Source organism: Arthrobacter sp. 754, assembly GCF_040548695.1.
Lineage (GTDB): Bacteria > Actinomycetota > Actinomycetes > Actinomycetales > Micrococcaceae > Arthrobacter.
This window is the reverse complement of the sequence record NZ_JBEPSC010000004.1, coordinates 492,458-507,575: the sequence shown is the minus strand read 5'-3', so window position 1 is coordinate 507,575 and position 15,118 is coordinate 492,458. Positions and strand designations below refer to the sequence as shown.

At 65.0% G+C, this 15,118-nt stretch carries 15 protein-coding genes; 9 read left to right on the top strand and 6 right to left on the bottom strand.

Annotation, left to right across the window (positions count from 1 at the left end):
* Nucleotides 1–65: 65 nt before the first annotated feature.
* The 3 genes from ABIA70_RS14535 to ABIA70_RS14525 are packed head-to-tail and all read right to left on the bottom strand — an operon-like array spanning nt 66 to nt 4,595.
* Entirely contained in the window at nt 66–1,253 is a 1,188-nt protein-coding gene (locus ABIA70_RS14535) for an EAL domain-containing protein (protein ID WP_354148255.1), read from the bottom strand.
* Between the two features lie 40 nt (nt 1,254–1,293).
* A complete protein-coding gene (locus tag ABIA70_RS14530) occupies nt 1,294–2,835 on the bottom strand; it encodes a putative bifunctional diguanylate cyclase/phosphodiesterase (protein ID WP_354148254.1) in 1,542 nt (513 codons plus the stop codon).
* 53 nt (nt 2,836–2,888) lie between these two features.
* Complete coding sequence (locus ABIA70_RS14525) at nt 2,889–4,595, bottom strand: ATP-binding protein (protein ID WP_502917207.1); 1,707 nt, start codon at nt 4,593–4,595, stop codon at nt 2,889–2,891.
* Nucleotides 4,596–4,647: 52 nt separating this feature from the next.
* Between ABIA70_RS14525 and ABIA70_RS14520 the strand changes: the two genes are divergently transcribed.
* The 4 genes from ABIA70_RS14520 (at nt 4,648) to ABIA70_RS14505 (ending at nt 7,998) form a co-directional block, all read left to right on the top strand.
* Nucleotides 4,648–5,034, top strand: coding sequence for a DUF7793 family protein (locus ABIA70_RS14520; RefSeq protein ID WP_354148252.1), 387 nt, complete (start codon nt 4,648–4,650; stop codon nt 5,032–5,034).
* Between the two features lie 92 nt (nt 5,035–5,126).
* Entirely contained in the window at nt 5,127–5,936 is an 810-nt protein-coding gene (locus ABIA70_RS14515) for a class I SAM-dependent methyltransferase (protein WP_354148251.1), read from the top strand.
* A 381-nt stretch (nt 5,937–6,317) separates the two neighbouring features.
* Nucleotides 6,318–6,737: a hypothetical protein gene (locus ABIA70_RS14510; RefSeq protein WP_354148250.1), complete on the top strand. Its 420-nt coding sequence runs from the start codon at nt 6,318–6,320 to the stop codon at nt 6,735–6,737.
* Nucleotides 6,738–6,873: 136 nt separating this feature from the next.
* Nucleotides 6,874–7,998 carry a glycerate kinase gene (locus ABIA70_RS14505; RefSeq protein WP_354148249.1) on the top strand — a complete coding sequence of 375 codons (1,125 nt, stop codon included), beginning with the start codon at nt 6,874–6,876 and terminating at the stop codon, nt 7,996–7,998.
* Nucleotides 7,999–8,078: 80 nt separating this feature from the next.
* Here ABIA70_RS14505 and ABIA70_RS14500 read toward each other — a convergent pair whose 3' ends face one another.
* Nucleotides 8,079–8,741 (bottom strand): DUF6766 family protein, encoded by a 663-nt coding sequence (locus ABIA70_RS14500; RefSeq protein ID WP_354148248.1) that lies wholly within the window; start codon nt 8,739–8,741, stop codon nt 8,079–8,081.
* 62 nt (nt 8,742–8,803) lie between these two features.
* The gene (locus tag ABIA70_RS14495) at nt 8,804–9,298 is read right to left on the bottom strand and encodes a DUF6328 family protein (RefSeq protein WP_354148247.1); all 495 of its coding nucleotides are present in this window, start codon (nt 9,296–9,298) and stop codon (nt 8,804–8,806) included.
* Between the two features lie 209 nt (nt 9,299–9,507).
* On the opposite strand from ABIA70_RS14495, the gene ABIA70_RS14490 reads away from it, so the two are divergent.
* The 4 genes from ABIA70_RS14490 (at nt 9,508) to ABIA70_RS14475 (ending at nt 12,842) form a co-directional block, all read left to right on the top strand.
* Nucleotides 9,508–10,407: an SDR family oxidoreductase gene (locus ABIA70_RS14490; RefSeq protein ID WP_354148246.1), complete on the top strand. Its 900-nt coding sequence runs from the start codon at nt 9,508–9,510 to the stop codon at nt 10,405–10,407.
* Nucleotides 10,408–10,462: 55 nt separating this feature from the next.
* A complete protein-coding gene (locus tag ABIA70_RS14485; RefSeq protein WP_354148245.1) occupies nt 10,463–10,978 on the top strand; it encodes a hypothetical protein in 516 nt (171 codons plus the stop codon).
* 179 nt (nt 10,979–11,157) lie between these two features.
* Nucleotides 11,158–11,976 carry a GAF domain-containing protein gene (locus tag ABIA70_RS14480; protein WP_354148244.1) on the top strand — a complete coding sequence of 273 codons (819 nt, stop codon included), beginning with the start codon at nt 11,158–11,160 and terminating at the stop codon, nt 11,974–11,976.
* Nucleotides 11,973–12,842: an SGNH/GDSL hydrolase family protein gene (locus tag ABIA70_RS14475; protein ID WP_354148243.1), complete on the top strand. Its 870-nt coding sequence runs from the start codon at nt 11,973–11,975 to the stop codon at nt 12,840–12,842. Before ABIA70_RS14480 ends, ABIA70_RS14475 begins: the two co-directional genes overlap by 4 nt.
* 36 nt (nt 12,843–12,878) lie before the next feature.
* On the opposite strand, the gene ABIA70_RS14470 is transcribed toward ABIA70_RS14475, so the two are convergent.
* Nucleotides 12,879–14,228: a uracil-xanthine permease family protein gene (locus tag ABIA70_RS14470; RefSeq protein ID WP_354148242.1), complete on the bottom strand. Its 1,350-nt coding sequence runs from the start codon at nt 14,226–14,228 to the stop codon at nt 12,879–12,881.
* 189 nt (nt 14,229–14,417) lie between these two features.
* On the opposite strand from ABIA70_RS14470, the gene ABIA70_RS14465 reads away from it, so the two are divergent.
* The gene (locus ABIA70_RS14465; protein ID WP_354148241.1) at nt 14,418–15,023 is read left to right on the top strand and encodes a malonic semialdehyde reductase; all 606 of its coding nucleotides are present in this window, start codon (nt 14,418–14,420) and stop codon (nt 15,021–15,023) included.
* The last annotated feature ends 95 nt before the right edge of the window (nt 15,024–15,118 follow it).

Sequence of the window (15,118 nt, the reverse complement as noted above, 5' to 3'; positions counted from 1 at the left end):
GAATCAGGCTGGCTTGGGTTGGGGCGGGTCCCGAACTACTGGTGCGGCTGCAGTGAGCAGCCGCTTCACTGCCGGTCGGGGCCGCCGGGACCGTGGCTCGCGCGGCTGGACTCGGCCGAGACGTGACGCAACCCGTCCGGATCGAGTGGGGTGTTCCACGCGGCCCAGTCCTTCGGCCGGACGGAGGGCCGTCCGAGCAGATAGCCTTGGCCGGCGCTGAAGCCGAGCTCGGTGAGGACCCGGAGTTCCTCCGCCGTTTCCACGCCTTCCGCCACCAGGACGCTGCCAATTTGCTCAGCGAAGTCCACCATGCACGCCGCCAGCACGCGCTGGGAATCGTCCTGGTCCACTCCGCTGATCATGTTCCTGCCCAGCTTGATGAAGTCCGGCCGTAAATGCAGCATGCGGCTCAAGGCGCCGGCATGGGGGTGGGAATCGTCGATGGCTATACGCAAACCGCGTTCCCGCAGCGGCGTAATTGCGGCAACGAAATGCGAGTATTCTTCGTCCGGAATTCCATCGGTCAATTCGAGCACGATGCGGCTTATGGGCAAGCTGATGTGATCAAACAATTCAGGCAGCCGCGGATCGAGGCATGATTTCGGCGAGATGTTGAGGGCAACATAAAGGTTCGGGGGGAGGGTGGCAGCCGCGGCCGCAGCGGATCCAAGTGCCGAGAATTCCAGGTTGGCGCCCATGCCAACCGCCGCAGCTTCGGCAAACCAGAGTTCGGCCCCGGCGCCGTCATCGCTGACAAAGCGCGACAAAGCTTCAACGCCCACGACGCTCCTTGACGCGAGGCCGTAAATCGGCTGGAAAGCGGTCATCAGCATCTGGTTTTCCAGCAGGGCGCTGATCCGGGACAGGCTCCGCAGTGAATCCAGCCGCTCGGCCAGCAAAGGCGGCATCGAGTTCAGTGGCTGGGGTGCGCGGGCGGCGTCGGGGGTGGCCCCGTTTTCGCTGTCCTGTTGCCGGCGTTCCAGAAGATATTCCAGCAGCGCCCGTTCCGGGACGCCGGGATTCTCGCCAAGGCTGTCGCTAAGACGCTGGCGTGTGGCTGCCCCGGCGGGATCTGAATCCGCCAATACCGCAGCAATAATTCCCCATGCTTGCACCCGAACAGTCATTATCGACGCCCCCAGTTGACGAAGTAATGGCTCGTTTGCCATTTTGTTTTCAAGTGTTTGACGCTTTCGGAATCGCTGGTTCTGATGTCGGCCGATCTTCTGGCCTCGAAGAATCGGGTATTCCAACTTGATCGTATATCGGCGTGAACCAAAACGCAGCCCTACATCATGAACCGGTATTGCTTTCCGCGGACGTTCTGGCCAGCAGCTCCGGAATTTTCCCGGGCGGTACGGGTTTGCTGAAGAAATATCCCTGCGCGCTCAGGCACCCCAGGCTTCTCAGATGCTCTGCCTGTTCGGCTGTCTCCACACCCTCCCACACCGCTTCGAGGCCGCAGGCGCGCACCAGCTGCAGGACGGCCGCCACCAGGGGCGGCTGGCTGGGGTCGGTTCCCAGGCCCACGATCAGGGACCGGTCCACCTTGACCCTGTCGACGGGCAGCCGGCGGAGGTAGCTGATGGAGGAGTATCCGGTGCCGAAGTCATCGATCTCGATCCCGACGCCGAGCCCCCGCAGCCCGCCCAATGAGTAGCGGTCCAGTTCGTTGCCCCTGACGATGGCCACCTCCGTCAGCTCCAGGACAACCTGTTCCGGCCGCACTCCGGTTTCCTTCAGGACCCCGCGGACGTCCTCGATGAACTGCAGGCTCTGCAGGTCTGTTGCGGAGATGTTGATGCGGACCGAAAACCTGCTGTCCACCACGTCAGCGTCGATCCAGCTGCGGAGCTGGCGCACAGCGGTAGTGAGCACCCACAGGCCAAGCTCGGATATGAGCCCGGCGTCTTCAGCGAGCGGGATGAACTCGTCGGGCATGATCAGCCCGCGGGAGGGATGGTTCCAGCGGACCAGGGCTTCCACGCCTTCGATCCGTCCGGTGCCCAGCTCCACCACGGGCTGGTAGTGAAGGATCAGGCCCTCGCCCTTGATGGCCGCCCGGAGATCGTCCAACAGCTGGCTCCGGAGCCGCCGGACCAGCAGGAGCCCGGGTTCAAAGACGTGCAGGCGGTTCTGGCCCTCGGCTTTGGAGGCGTACATCGCGATGTCGGCCTCCATCAGCAGGTCCTCCGGCGTCCGCCCAGGTTCCCCGAGGCTGAGCCCGATGCTCGCCCCGCAGCGGATGGTCCGGTCCGGCAGCTCGATCGGCTCCTTCAGGGCGGCCAGGATCCGCTGGGCAACGACGGCGGCCTGGTCGACGCCAGTGCCCGGCATCACGATCGCAAACTCGTCGCCGCCCAGCCTGCCCACCACGTCGGTGGCGCGGACGGCGCTGCGGATCCGCTGGGCGACGGTGATCAGCACCTCGTCGCCGGCAGCATGGCCGAGGGTGTCGTTGATGGATTTGAAGGCATCAAGGTCCAGGAGCAGGACGACGGGCTGGGTGGGGGTTTCGTCGTGGCCCTCGCTGGAGGACTTCAGCGCCGCGAGGAGCGCGGACCGGTTGGCAAGACCGGTGAGGGGGTCCTGCATGGCCATCTTCTGCATTTCACGGTGGGCCTCATGGAGCAGCTGCGTGCGGACCTCCACCCGCTGCTCAAGTTCCTCGTAGATGATCTGCAGGTCTTCGGCCAGCAGGTTGGTGCCCATGATGATTGCATCGAGTTCGTCGCGCGCCGGCGATACTTCTATCCGCGACTGGAGGTCACCGGAGGCAAGCCGGACAATGCCGTCGAGCAGCTGGGACAGCCGCGGGTCGTCGTCGTTGAACATCGGGGCCCTCCTTTCCGGTTACGTGGAATCCTGCCTGGGTCACAGACCTGTGATCAGGGAACCTGCATCGCGTGCGCGTCGAAGGGGAGGCTCACGCTGACGGTCGTTCCCGCCCCGAGCTCCGAGGCCACATCAATCCTTCCGCCATGGCGCCTGACGATGTCCTGGGTAATGGCCAGTCCAAGCCCTGTCCCCGGGACTGCGCCGGACATCGCGTTCGAGGCGCGGTAAAAGCGGGTGAAGATGTGGGCTAACTCGTCACCGGAAATGCCCATCCCGGTGTCCGCCACGCTGACAGTCGCCAGGCGGGCGCCGTCGGGGTCCGCATGGAGCCGCATGCCGACGTCGATCCGCCCGCCTCCCGGCGTGAACTTGATGGCGTTGGAGACCAGGTTGGTGAAGACCTGCTGCAACTGCACCTCGTCAGCCAGGATTTCCGGATCTTCCCGGGCAGGTGCAACCGCTATGGTGACGTTCTGCAGCTTCGCCAACGGCCTGAGCGCGGCTGTGACGATCTCCAGCGTCCGCGCCAGCCGGACCGGCGTCAGGTGCAGGGGGCTCTCTTCATGCCCGTTCCGGGAGACGCTGAGCATGTCTTCAACGAGCAACCTCAGCCGTTCGGTGTTCCTGACCACAATGTCCAGCATCTGGTGGACCTCGTGGGAGACGGGATCGGACGTGTTCTCCTGGATCATGTCCAGGTAGGCCATGATCGAGGTCAGCGGAGTGCGGAGTTCGTGGTTGACGGTGGCCAGGAAGTCAGTCTTGGCCTTGTCCAGCTGCTGGAGCTGTTTGACGACCTGCTGCTGGTTGGTGATCAGGTGGCTTTGGATCAGCCCGTGTGCGGCGTTACCGGCCACGTGCTGGATCAGCCCAAGCTCAGCCCGGGACCAATCCCTGGGCGAGTCCATGAGTGCCATCCAGATAAGCCCGAGCGACGAGCTGCCTTCTCCCATCGGGACGGCTACGGATGCCGCGGCCCCCAGGGCAGCGAGTTCGGCCGGCAACCTGATGTCGCCCTCTGCGGCGGACGGGTGGGCATCCTCCACTGTCACCGTCTCAGCACGCGTCCAGAGGGCATCCGCCGTCTTTCGCGCGGACTCCTCGTCGCTGAAAAGATCGTCCGGCAGGGGTGCCAGCCGTGGCCGGTGCCACTGGGCCGTAATGGGGGGCACCCTTTCGTCGTCGAACGTTGTCAGCCAGACACGGTCGGCACCGAACGTTTCACCGAAACCCCTCACCACGAGGTCGGCGATCTGCCGGGGGTCGTTCGTGCCGCGGACAGCGGCCGAGACCTGGCGCAGCCTTTCACGCAACGTCTCGGCTTCCTCGCGGGACTCGTTCCGGCGCGAGACCAGGTTGATCAAGGCTGTGGCCCGGTGGACGAGCTCCTTGGCCACGGGTGGTTTCGCGATGCAGTCGCGCACTCCGGCGTGCTCCACCGCCTTTACCTCCGCCGGGCTGTCGAGGTCCACCAGGACCAGGGCTGGGGCGGCGGTTTCGATGTCGGAGAGGGAACTGTCCAGGACCAGGACGGAGGGATCGGAGTTGTCCAGGAGGGCTGACAGGCCTGCCTGATCCGCCGCAGTGCTGACCGTGAAGCCCGCAGCTTCCAGCGCTTCCGCGCTCGATTGCCTGCGCCCGGCGTCGGGATCGGCGACGACTGCCAGGTATGGCACCGTTGCGACGTGTGGCGTGTCCCCTGGCAACCTGTCCCCTTTGCTGCTGATTGAGCGCCCAGTACTCCTGAATGAGTACATTGTAGGGGGACGGCGCTCAGCAGTTCCCTATGAATATGCGTGGAGGGCAATCGTGACGAATCAGCCGGCAGATGGTGCCAAGGCAAATCTGGCGCTGGACGGGCACAGTGTGGTCCAGCTGAAGTGGCCGCACGGTGTCTCCATTTCGGAAGCCGATGCCGAGGCCGCCATGCGCGGCGTAAATGAGCTGTGCGGGGCGGCCCGCTACCCGATGCTGGTGGATATGGCGAGCACGGCGCAGGTCAGCAGGGGAGCGCGCGCGGTATTTGGCCGCCCGTGCCAGGCGTCCCGCATTGCGCTGCTGGGTGCTTCGCCCGTTGACAAAGTGCTGGCGAACTTCATTCTGGGTATCAATAAACTGCCGTGCCCCACCCGCTTCTTTACCTCACGGGAGGATGCCATGGCCTGGCTGCTGAAGGAGCGGGCGGCCGCCGCCTGACCGAAAGACGGACCGAAGGACTGACCAGGGCCGGCTGGACTGCTAGCCGTGGGCGGAACGTCATGTGGGGATTCCGGGCCTATATTTGAACGGTGTCCTCCCCAGTTGATTCAGTGCGCTCCGCCCTGCGGAAATACCTGATCCTCCCCAAGCTGATCCGGCTTTCCCGGTCTGCCCCCAAGGACAGGGCTGTTGCCTGGGACCGCTACTGGGCAGGAATCGCCAGGACGGGCCCCAAGGGCGAGGTGCTGTGGGACTCCGGCACTGACCACGAGGTGCTGGGCTACCGCGACACCCTCGACCGGCACTTTGATTCAGCCCTTCCCGTGGTGGATGTGGGCTGCGGTCATGGCGGTTTCAGCCGCGCCCTGGCTGCTTTTTATCCGAAGGTTCTCGGTGTGGACGTCTCTGCGCACGCCGTGGCCCGCGCCCGCGAAGAATCCGGGGGCCTGGACAACGTCAGCTACCTGGAGCAGGACATGACACTGCCAGGGGCAGGTACCGGGCTCGCGGGGCCCGGGGACGTTAACGTCTTTATCCGCGGCGTGCTCCACGTCCTCGATCGGCCCGACCAGGCGGCGCTGCTGGATAACGTTCTGCAGCTGGTGGGGACGCGGGGCACCGTGTTCCTGGCGGAGACGAACTTCCAGGGAAACCCGGTGGAGTATGTTTCACACCTCGGCGCATCAGTGCGGAACATCCCGGCGCCGCTGGAACTTGCCATCCGGAAACTCCCCATGCCCGGCCACTTTGGACCGGAGCAGCTCGCCCGGGTGCTGCCGGCTGACCGCTGGACCCTGCTGGAGGACGGGCTGGCCACGATCGAGACGAACCCGATGACGGACGCCCCGGGCGACAGCCTGGTACCGGGGTACTTTGCCCTTTTGCGCGCGAGGCAGTAATTCCCGCCTTTTGCCGCCCTTTGCCGCACAGATTCCGCAGTACTGGTGCCGGGATCCTGCCCTGCCCTTGACACAAAGACGGCTTGGACGGGTACTTATAAGTACCCTTATCAAAACGGCAATCGCGGAAAGGACTTCGGAACCGCGGCGGGGAAACAGCCTCCGCCACGCGGGCCTGTGGGAGGCGCATGGACCTTCGGCTCCCCCGGCTCAAATCATCCATCAGAACAAGCAGTGGCGGCCGAAACGCCATCATCTTCCGGCTCGGGAACAGGGCCGCGAAGGCGATAACCGCCGCTGCCCAATCGTCCGGCACTGACCGGCGACCGGATGACCCCGGGAGCCGCTTCAGGGGCCGGCGCACGAGTTACAGGAACGATCATGCTCGAACTGCTAGCCTCCGGCTCCCTCCGCGGAATGTTGCTGCCCCCCACCTACGGGACGCATATCACCCAGTCGGCCGAATTCACCGTGCTGTCCGTCGAAATCTGGACCACTGGCCTGGTGGTTAACATCCACCTGGCCTCAACCGGCGGCGCTCCGCCGAACATCACGCTGCAGGACCACTTCGGCACGGAGTACTCCCTGAAGGACTCCGCCACGGTAGGGTCCCGCAACCTGCAGGTCTTCACCCCTTCCGTCCCGGAGGGAACCAGGAGCCTGACCATCCGGTCGAAGGATGACGAGGAAGCCCGTGCTGTGGTGACGTTTGCCGTTCCGCCCCTGTTCCGCCGTCGCGCCGCGGAGCAGCCGCGGGCCATCCCCCTCCCGGCGCCCGCCCGGCTCCGGCGGCCGGCGTAGGGCACCGGCACGCCTCAAGCGCCGCACGGCTCCAGCCGCGGTCCCAGCGCCCGCCGGAATACACCGCGGTTCCCGGCCTGTCCGCATCGCGGATTCGGCAAGCGCTTTCCGGCGCGGGACTGGCATGATGGAGCGCATGCGTATCCTCATCGCCCCGGACAAATTCAAGGGCTCGCTCACAGCTGCAGAAGCCGCCGCCGCCATCGCCGAGGGCGCCCTGCGCGTCTATCCGGACGCCGTCGCCACCCAGTTCCCCATAGCCGACGGCGGTGAAGGAACCCTGGAGGCAGCCGTGTCCGCAGGGTACGAGGAGCGGCTCAACGCCGTCGTGGGTCCCATCCTTGCCCCCGTGGGGGCCGCATGGGCGATCCGTCCGAACGCCGACGGCGGGGCTACCGCGGTCATTGAAACGGCGCAGGCCTCCGGTCTCGCGGAGATGGAGCCCACTCCGGCAAACGCCTTGCGTGCCCACAGCTACGGTTGCGGGCAGCTGATCGCGGCTGCCATTGAGGCCGGAGCCACCGAGATCGTGCTGGGAGTGGGCGGATCGGCCATGACCGACGGCGGCAGCGGCGCCCTGCGTGCGCTGGGGCTTAAGCCCCTCGACGCTGCCGGAAACGTGGTCCCGCTCGGCGGCGGATCCCTCGCCGACGTCGTGGCCCTCGATACCTCGGGACTGGATCCCCGGCTGTCCACAGTGACCTTCCGGATCGCCGTGGACGTGCAGAACCCGCTGTACGGCATTACGGGCGCCGCGCATGTCTTCGGCCCCCAGAAGGGCGCCGATGAGGAAGCGGCGGAACTGCTCGACGCCGGGCTCCGCAACTGGGCGTCGGTCCTGCGCGAAGTCACGGGCCGGGACGTCAACGTTCCGGGGGCCGGAGCGGCAGGCGGCTTCCCGGCGTCGTTCCTTGCCTTTACCAGCGCCACACTGGAAGGCGGGTTTGCCTTGGTGGCAGGACTCACCGGCCTCGCCGGACAGCTGGAGAACGCCGACCTGGTGATCACCGGTGAGGGTTCCATGGACTCCCAGTCACTGACGGGTAAGGCGCCCATTGCCCTGGCCGATGCTGCCCATGGCCTCGGCATCCCCGTGATTGTGGTGGCGGGACGGATCCTGGTCACCCCGGAGGAGCTGGCGGGACACGGCGTGGTGGCTGCGGCGCAACTGCTCGACGTGGCGGGAAGCGCGGAAGACGCCGTCGCAAACGCGGCAAAGTACCTCACCTGGGCCACCACGCAGGTGCTGGAAGGCGCGTAGCGGCCCACACCTGCGGCCCACGCCGGCGGCACCTCCTGCCGGCGGCACCTCCTGCCGGTGGCGTGGGCTGGTGCGGCGGCTTAGGCGCCGGTTTCGTAATGCGGCTCGGCCACCGGTTTGGACTCGGGGGAGCCCTTTTCCCGGAGGTAGACGGACGCGCCCACCAGGACCGCGACGGCGAGGAATTCGCTTTGCCAGTTCTGGAAGGATTCGAACCAGAACTGGCTTGTTCCCATGAACTCAAAGACGCTGACAGCGGCCTCCCCATGGCTTTGCTGGTCCTCGCTGTACGCCGCAGCGCCGCCCATGGCATGCAGGCTGAACGAGGCGATAAAGAGCAGGAACAGCAGCAGGGACAATGAGTGTTCGTAGACCTTGAGCACCGCGCCGCCCCGTTTTACCGGCCAGGGCGTGGTGTCCTTGATCGTAGCGGTCCGGGGGTCCTCATCCTGCGGCGCTTCCTTGCCCATCGGCTTGGACTCGGACGATCCCTTTTGGAACAGGAAGACGGTCAGGACCACGTACATGGCCATCTGAAGGAATTCGGATTCCCAGTTCTCAAAGGTGGCTTCAACGAAATTGCCGGTCGACAGATATTCCAGCACAGAGACACCAGGCTGCCCGTGTGCGGACTGCTCCTCGCTGTACGCCGCAGCGCCGGAGAGGATCATTCCACCAAAAAACGCCAGGAACAGCCCGACGTTGACCAGCAGCAGCCCGTGCTCTTTTACAAATTTACGCATGTAAACACCTTCGGTAGGTCCCCAGTAGCCTGCTTGAATTTCTTGCTTGCTCCCCTGACCCATTAGTCGCCGGCGGCACGCTTATTAAGCCGTACCGGGACATAAACGAGCAAAATGACAAGGACGGCCAGCAGAACCCCTCCCGCTGCCAGGCCGGCAGCGCGGCCCACTGTGACATCGAAGACCAGCGACGCCGTCCCTACGCTCAGCATTCCGATCCCGGCCAAAGCCAGTTTGGTGATGGAATCGGCGCTGGAAACGAGGGTCGCCTTGAGCCGCTGGCGGAACAGTCTGCGGTGGACGCTCACCGGCAACAGGATCAGGGCTGTGGTCAGGGAAGCTATCACCACGTTGACCAGGTAGAGGGCAACCTGAAAATCGTCGAGGGATTCGAAACGCTGCTGGAAAGGCAGGGTCAGCAGGAAGCCGGCAAGAATCTGGACGCCCGTCTGCAGGACCCTGAGTTCCTGCAGCAGTTCAGCCCAGTTCCGGTCAAGTTGCTCCTCGCGGGTTTCGTTCCGCCCGGTCTTACCCGTGAAGTCCTCCACATCGGACACGGCTTCTCCTTCCCCGCTGTGCGCTGCTGGTCCCGCTGGCCCATGCCGGGGTGCTCCAAAACTAGGCCGAAGTTGCGCCGAGATCAACTTTTGATAAGTTTACTGATTATTCCTGTCTGGCGGTGGACTTGCTCCGTCCAGCGGGATAGTTTCGAAGGGCCGGAACACTCCGGGGCTGGCCTCGACAACCGACAGCGAACAGGCGGACTATGAGCGACACCGAGAAGCAGACGGACCAGCCCACAGACCCGCGGGGCGGCTACCACTCCGGCCCGTTCCCTGAGCAGGAACAGCAACAGCCGGGCCTCACGGCGCCAATGGACCCCAAGCCTGACCATGGTGAGCTCAGTTACGAGGGCCACGGACAGCTGCAGGGAAAGTCCGCCCTGATTACGGGCGGGGATTCGGGGATCGGCAAGGCGGCCGCCATCGCGTTTGCACGCGAAGGAGCCGACGTCGCAATTTCCTACCTTCCCGAAGAGGAAGAGGACGCCCGGGACACGGCTGACTGGATCCGCAAAGCCGGCCAGCGGGCGCTGCTCCTCCCCGGGGACGGACGCGAAGAGGAGTTCAGCACCAGCATCGTGGCAGATGCGGTGGCTGAGTTTGGCCGGCTGGATGTGGTGGTGCTGAACGCGGCCTACCAGAAGAACCGGGACAGCTTCGAGTCCCTGCCGACAGAGGAATTCGACCGCGTCTTCAAGACCAACCTCTACTCGCTTCTCTGGACGGCGCGGGCCGCGGTTCCGCACTTGGCTGCCGGATCGTCGATCATCACTACCGCCTCCATCCAGGCGTTCAACCCGTCACCCGAACTGATCGATTACGCCATGACCAAGGCGGCCCAAGTGGCCTTCACCAAGGCACTCGCCCAGGAACTGGGACCCAAGGGTATCCGCGTCAACGCGGTAGCGCCCGGCCCCATCTGGACTCCGCTGATCCCGGCCACGGAATGGCCGGACAAGCTGCCCACGTTCGGGCAGGACACGCCATTGCAGCGAGCCGGCCAGCCCGCCGAACTCGCCGCCGCCTATGTGCTGTTGGCCTCGGATCAGGGATCGTACATTTCGGGGGCCGTGCTGCCTGTCACCGGCGGCAAGGGTCTTTAGCAGGGTCACGAGATTTGCAAGGTCAGATTCATCCATATCCACTACAGGAGGAACCATGAGTCAGGACAATCAGCCCACCGCGCCGGAAGAGGAAGCAGGTGGCTACGGCACCCCGACAGCCGAGCAGGAGTCGGCCGGTGCGGACTCCAAGCAGTTCGCCCAGCCCCGCGACGAAGAGGACTTTGACGCCGCCGGCCTGAATCAGGACAGCCCTGCCGGTGAAACATTCGCCACCGGCACTCCGAACCTGAGCCACTTCGGTGAGGAGGACAAGGACAGCGCCGGTGAGCCCGGGGCGGGCCGGTTCGGCGGCACTGATGAGCAGCATCATGCCGAGGCCGACACCAACGATCCGGGGTTTGAATCGGGGGAGCCGCCGGTTCCGCGTGACGCCGATGTGCCTTCCGCAGAGGCCGAAATCGATGAATCGAACGCGGACTCGCAGGGCTCGGAGCCCTTCTCGTCCGAACCCGGCCAGGAGGCCTCCGGGCTGCCGGACGGCAGCGGCAATGACCTCCCCAAGGAGAAGTCACCCAGCGACGACGACGACGAAAGCTTTGACGCCGGCTGACCGGTGAGTGCCGCGGACCTGCCAGTGGTCCGCGGCGGTGAAAGGGGTGCCGTCCGGCTTCGTTCCGGGCGGCGCCCCTTTGTTTGCCGCCCGACCAACTTTCACCCATTCAGCCTGATACGGACGTATCCTAGGAAGAGGTTTTGCAGTGGGCCACGTTCCGAACCAAGGCGTGGATCATGGCCGCGGAAACTCCGGCAGAGCCGGCCTGGGAATCGCTTCCCGATCCCCAGGATGTGGTGTTCGACAGCAAGGATGTCGAGGTTTTCCTTGCTGAGGTAACCCACGAGTTCATGCGGGGCATAGACGGCGAGCACCGGGGCATCAGCTGGGCCGCCACGTTTTTCCGGCATGGGGCAGCACACACCGTAGCGGCAGGCAGCGCCCTGGCACTCGCCGCAGACCAGGAGCAGCACTCGTTCGGGGACGGACCCGTGCTGGAGGCCATTCGTTCGGGGGACTTCGTTCATTTGGCTGACGTGGCCCGCGATCGGCGGTGGCCGGGCTATGCCAGTGCTGCAGCCGGGCACGGCGTCAGATCCCTGCTTTCCATGCCCATTGTTGCCACGGCAGGATCCAGTGCCGCGATAAATCTCTATGCATCGACTCCGCATGCATTCACGAGCGAAGACATCATCAAAACCCGTGCGTACGCGCGGGAGGTGGCCAGGGCCCTTAGGGTGGTTCTCCGCGTTGCCGAGCGGGCCGAAGCCAGCGCGGAACGGGCTGTAGCCGAAAGCTCCATGGTGCTGATGGACCTGGCAGTCAGCACGCTGATGGCCGATTACGGGCTGGGTCACGAGGTGGCCCTGCAATATCTCCGGACCGTGGCGAGGCATAGCCAACAGGGGCTTCGCGAGGCCGCCATGAACATAGTGGCCGCCTCCACACAGGACGCGGGCACGCGTGGCCAGCCTGAAACTGATTTTCGTGGACTCATCGCAGTTGAATCACCGGCCCTCAACCGGGGACCCCGCAAAACAGGGAGTACGCCATGAACGCCTGGAAGGAAAACCGGGTACCTCAGGAAAACCCAGCGGATCCTGCACCCCACCCGTGGCGCAGGTTGGTAGCGCTGGGGGATTCCTTCACGGAGGGAGTGGGCGATCCCGAGCCCCGCAGCGAGGGCGGTTTGCGTGGCTGGGCCGACCGCGTGGCGGAAGAGTTGAGTGCCAACCAGCCTGATTTTGCTTACGCCAACCTGGCCGTCCGGGGGCGGTTGGTACGGCAAATCTTCGATGAGCAGCTTGGGCCGGCCCTCGCCCTGAAGCCTGATCTGGTCACTCTCTCAGCGGGAGGCAATGACATGGTCTTCCGGCGCAGCGACCCTGACCGGCTGGCGGAGAAGATCGACGTCGGGGTGGAACAGTTGGTCCGGTCCGGGGCCACGGTGGTCCTTTTCGCCGGTCCCGACTGGGGAGCGACGCCGGTTTTCAGCCAGATCCGCGGGAAGGTGGCCATCTTCAACGAGAACCTGCATACGGTGGCCGCCCGCCACGATGCGGTGATGGTTGACCTGTGGTTCCTGCGCGAACTCTCGGATCCCGGGATGTGGGATCCGGACCGGCTGCACTTTTCGCCGCTGGGGCATCACACCATTGCGGCGGCCGTGCTGAAGGCCCTGGGCGTCCCGAACACACTGGTGCCTCTGCAGCCCAAGCAGATGGCGCCGCGTAGTTGGCGGCAGGCCCGCTCAGAGGACCTCACCTGGGCCCGCGAATACCTGGTCCCGTGGGCCCTCCGGCAACTAAAGCTGCATGGCGAGGATGACGGCCTGCTGGTGCCCAAGCGGCCCCAGCCGCGGCCCGTTTTTGGCATTGGCAGCCCGTCAGCACAGCAACTCAGCGGAGGTCATGCCGCCTGAGCGGTAACCGGAGCAGCGTGAAAGGAACCTGACTGCTTAGCGTTTCTTCGGTGCCCGCTTCGCTGCTGCATTGGCGGCCCTTGCCGCCGGGGGCAGGCCGGACACCTCGGTTTCCGGCTCCGCTACCGAACCCCGGGCTTTGGCGATGGCTTTCATACCGTGGTAGATGACCAGTGCGGCGATGGAGCCGAGGGCGATGCCGGTGAACTTAAGCTCGCCGACGGTCCAGGTGTAGTCGGCAATGCCGATGATCAGTGCGACGGCGGCGGTGGTCAGGTTGACCGGGTTGGAGAAGTTCACCTTGTTCTGCACCCAGATCTTGACGCCCAGAACACCGATCATTCCGTACAACATGGTGGCGGCACCGCCCAGGACGCCCGGGGGGACGGTGGCAATCAGTTCGCCGAACTTCGGCGAGAAGCTCAGCACAATGGCGAAGACGCCGGCCACCCAGTACGCCGCCGTCGAATACACCTTCGTGGCAGCCATGACGCCGATGTTTTCCGCGTAGGTGGTGGTGCCGGAGCCGCCGCCAATGCCTGCCAGCACGGTTGCAGCGCCGTCGGCCATCAGCGCGCGGCCGGAGACGCCGTCGAGGTTCTGGCCGGTCATGGCTGCAACAGACTTCACGTGTCCGATGTTCTCAGCCACCAGGACCAGCACCACGGGGATGAACAGGCCAAGCACGCCCACATGGAATTCGGGGGTCTGGAAGTACGGCAGGCCGACCCAAGCGGCGGCGTCCATCTTTTCGTAGCTCACCTCGCCGCGCAGCATCGCCACGAGGTATCCCACCACCACGCCCACCAGGATGCTCAACCGGCCGACAATGCCGCGGAACAGCACGCTGACCAGGATGATGGTGGCGAGTGTTATCACGGCGGTGACAGGGGCGGCGTCGAAATTCTGCTTCGCGGCGGGGGCGAGGTTCAGCCCGATCAGCGCCACGATTGCGCCGGTGACGATGGGCGGCATCAGCCGGTTGATCCATTCCGCACCGAACTTCTGCACGATCGCACCGATGAGCGCCAGTGCGACGCCGGCAAGCACCACGCCGCCGAGCGCTCCGGGAACGCCGAACTGCTGCTGGGACGCCATGATGGGGGCGATGAACGCGAAACTGGAGCCAAGATAGCTCGGTACGCGGCCCTTGGTGATCACCAGGAAGAGAAGTGTGCCGATGCCCGAGAAGAACAGTGTGGTGGCCGGCGGCATCCCGGTGATGATGGGAACCAGGAAGGTGGCGCCGAACATGGCCACCACGTGCTGCATGCCCACCCCGATTGTCAGCGGCCAGGCCAGCCGCTCGTCAGGGGCGACCACATGGCCCGGCTTGATCGACTTGCCGTTGCCGTGGAGCTTCCATTTCATTCCGAGCATGCTCATGGACGGGGGCCTTTCAAGGGGGTTGCCGCAACGGGCGAGGATCTTCCGGTGCAACAATACCGCGCGGGCACGGCGTGGGGAACGTCACGTGCCGTCACGGGAAGAAGACACGATCACTTGAAGTTGCAACCATAGAAAGCAGACCGCCGGCCCATCATCCCGATGAGCGGGCCCAGCGAAAGGTAAGCCATGACTATTGCCCACGAAGAAGCAGTTATCGACCCGGCCGCGGTCGACGCCATCTTTGCCGAAGCCCGCACCGCCAACTCCTTCACAGGCGAGGTAACCGAGGACCAGGCCCGTGCCATCTACGAGCTCACCAAGTTCGGCCCCACAGCTTTCAACTCCCAGCCGCTTCGCGTCACCTATGTCCGCTCGGACGAGGCCCGCGCCAAGCTCGTCGACGCACTGTCCAACGGGAACAAGGCCAAGACCGCTTCCGCTCCCTTGGTTGCCGTGCTCAGCTACGACACCGCCTGGGCCGAGCAGTGGGACACCTTCCTGCCCGAGTACAACGCGCCGAAGGCCATGTACGACGCCGCCCCGGACCTGGCTGCAGCCACCGGCAACAACAACGCGCACCTGCAGGCCGGCTACTTCATCATCGCCGTCCGGTCCCTTGGACTCTCGGCAGGCCCCATGACCGGAGCCGACTTCAGCGCCATCGACGCAGCCTTCTTCCCGGCCGGGGACCAGAAGAGCTTCCTCGTGGTCAACATCGGCCAGCCCGGTGAAGGCGCCTGGGGTGCGGCAAAGCCCAAGTTCGCCTACGAGGACGTCGTCCGCACCGTCTGACCCTCTGGCACTTACTGCACGTTTAACAGCAACGCACTGTCACTCTCTTGAGGAGAGTGACAGTGCGTTGCTGTTTTTGTTGCAGTAAGTGCCAG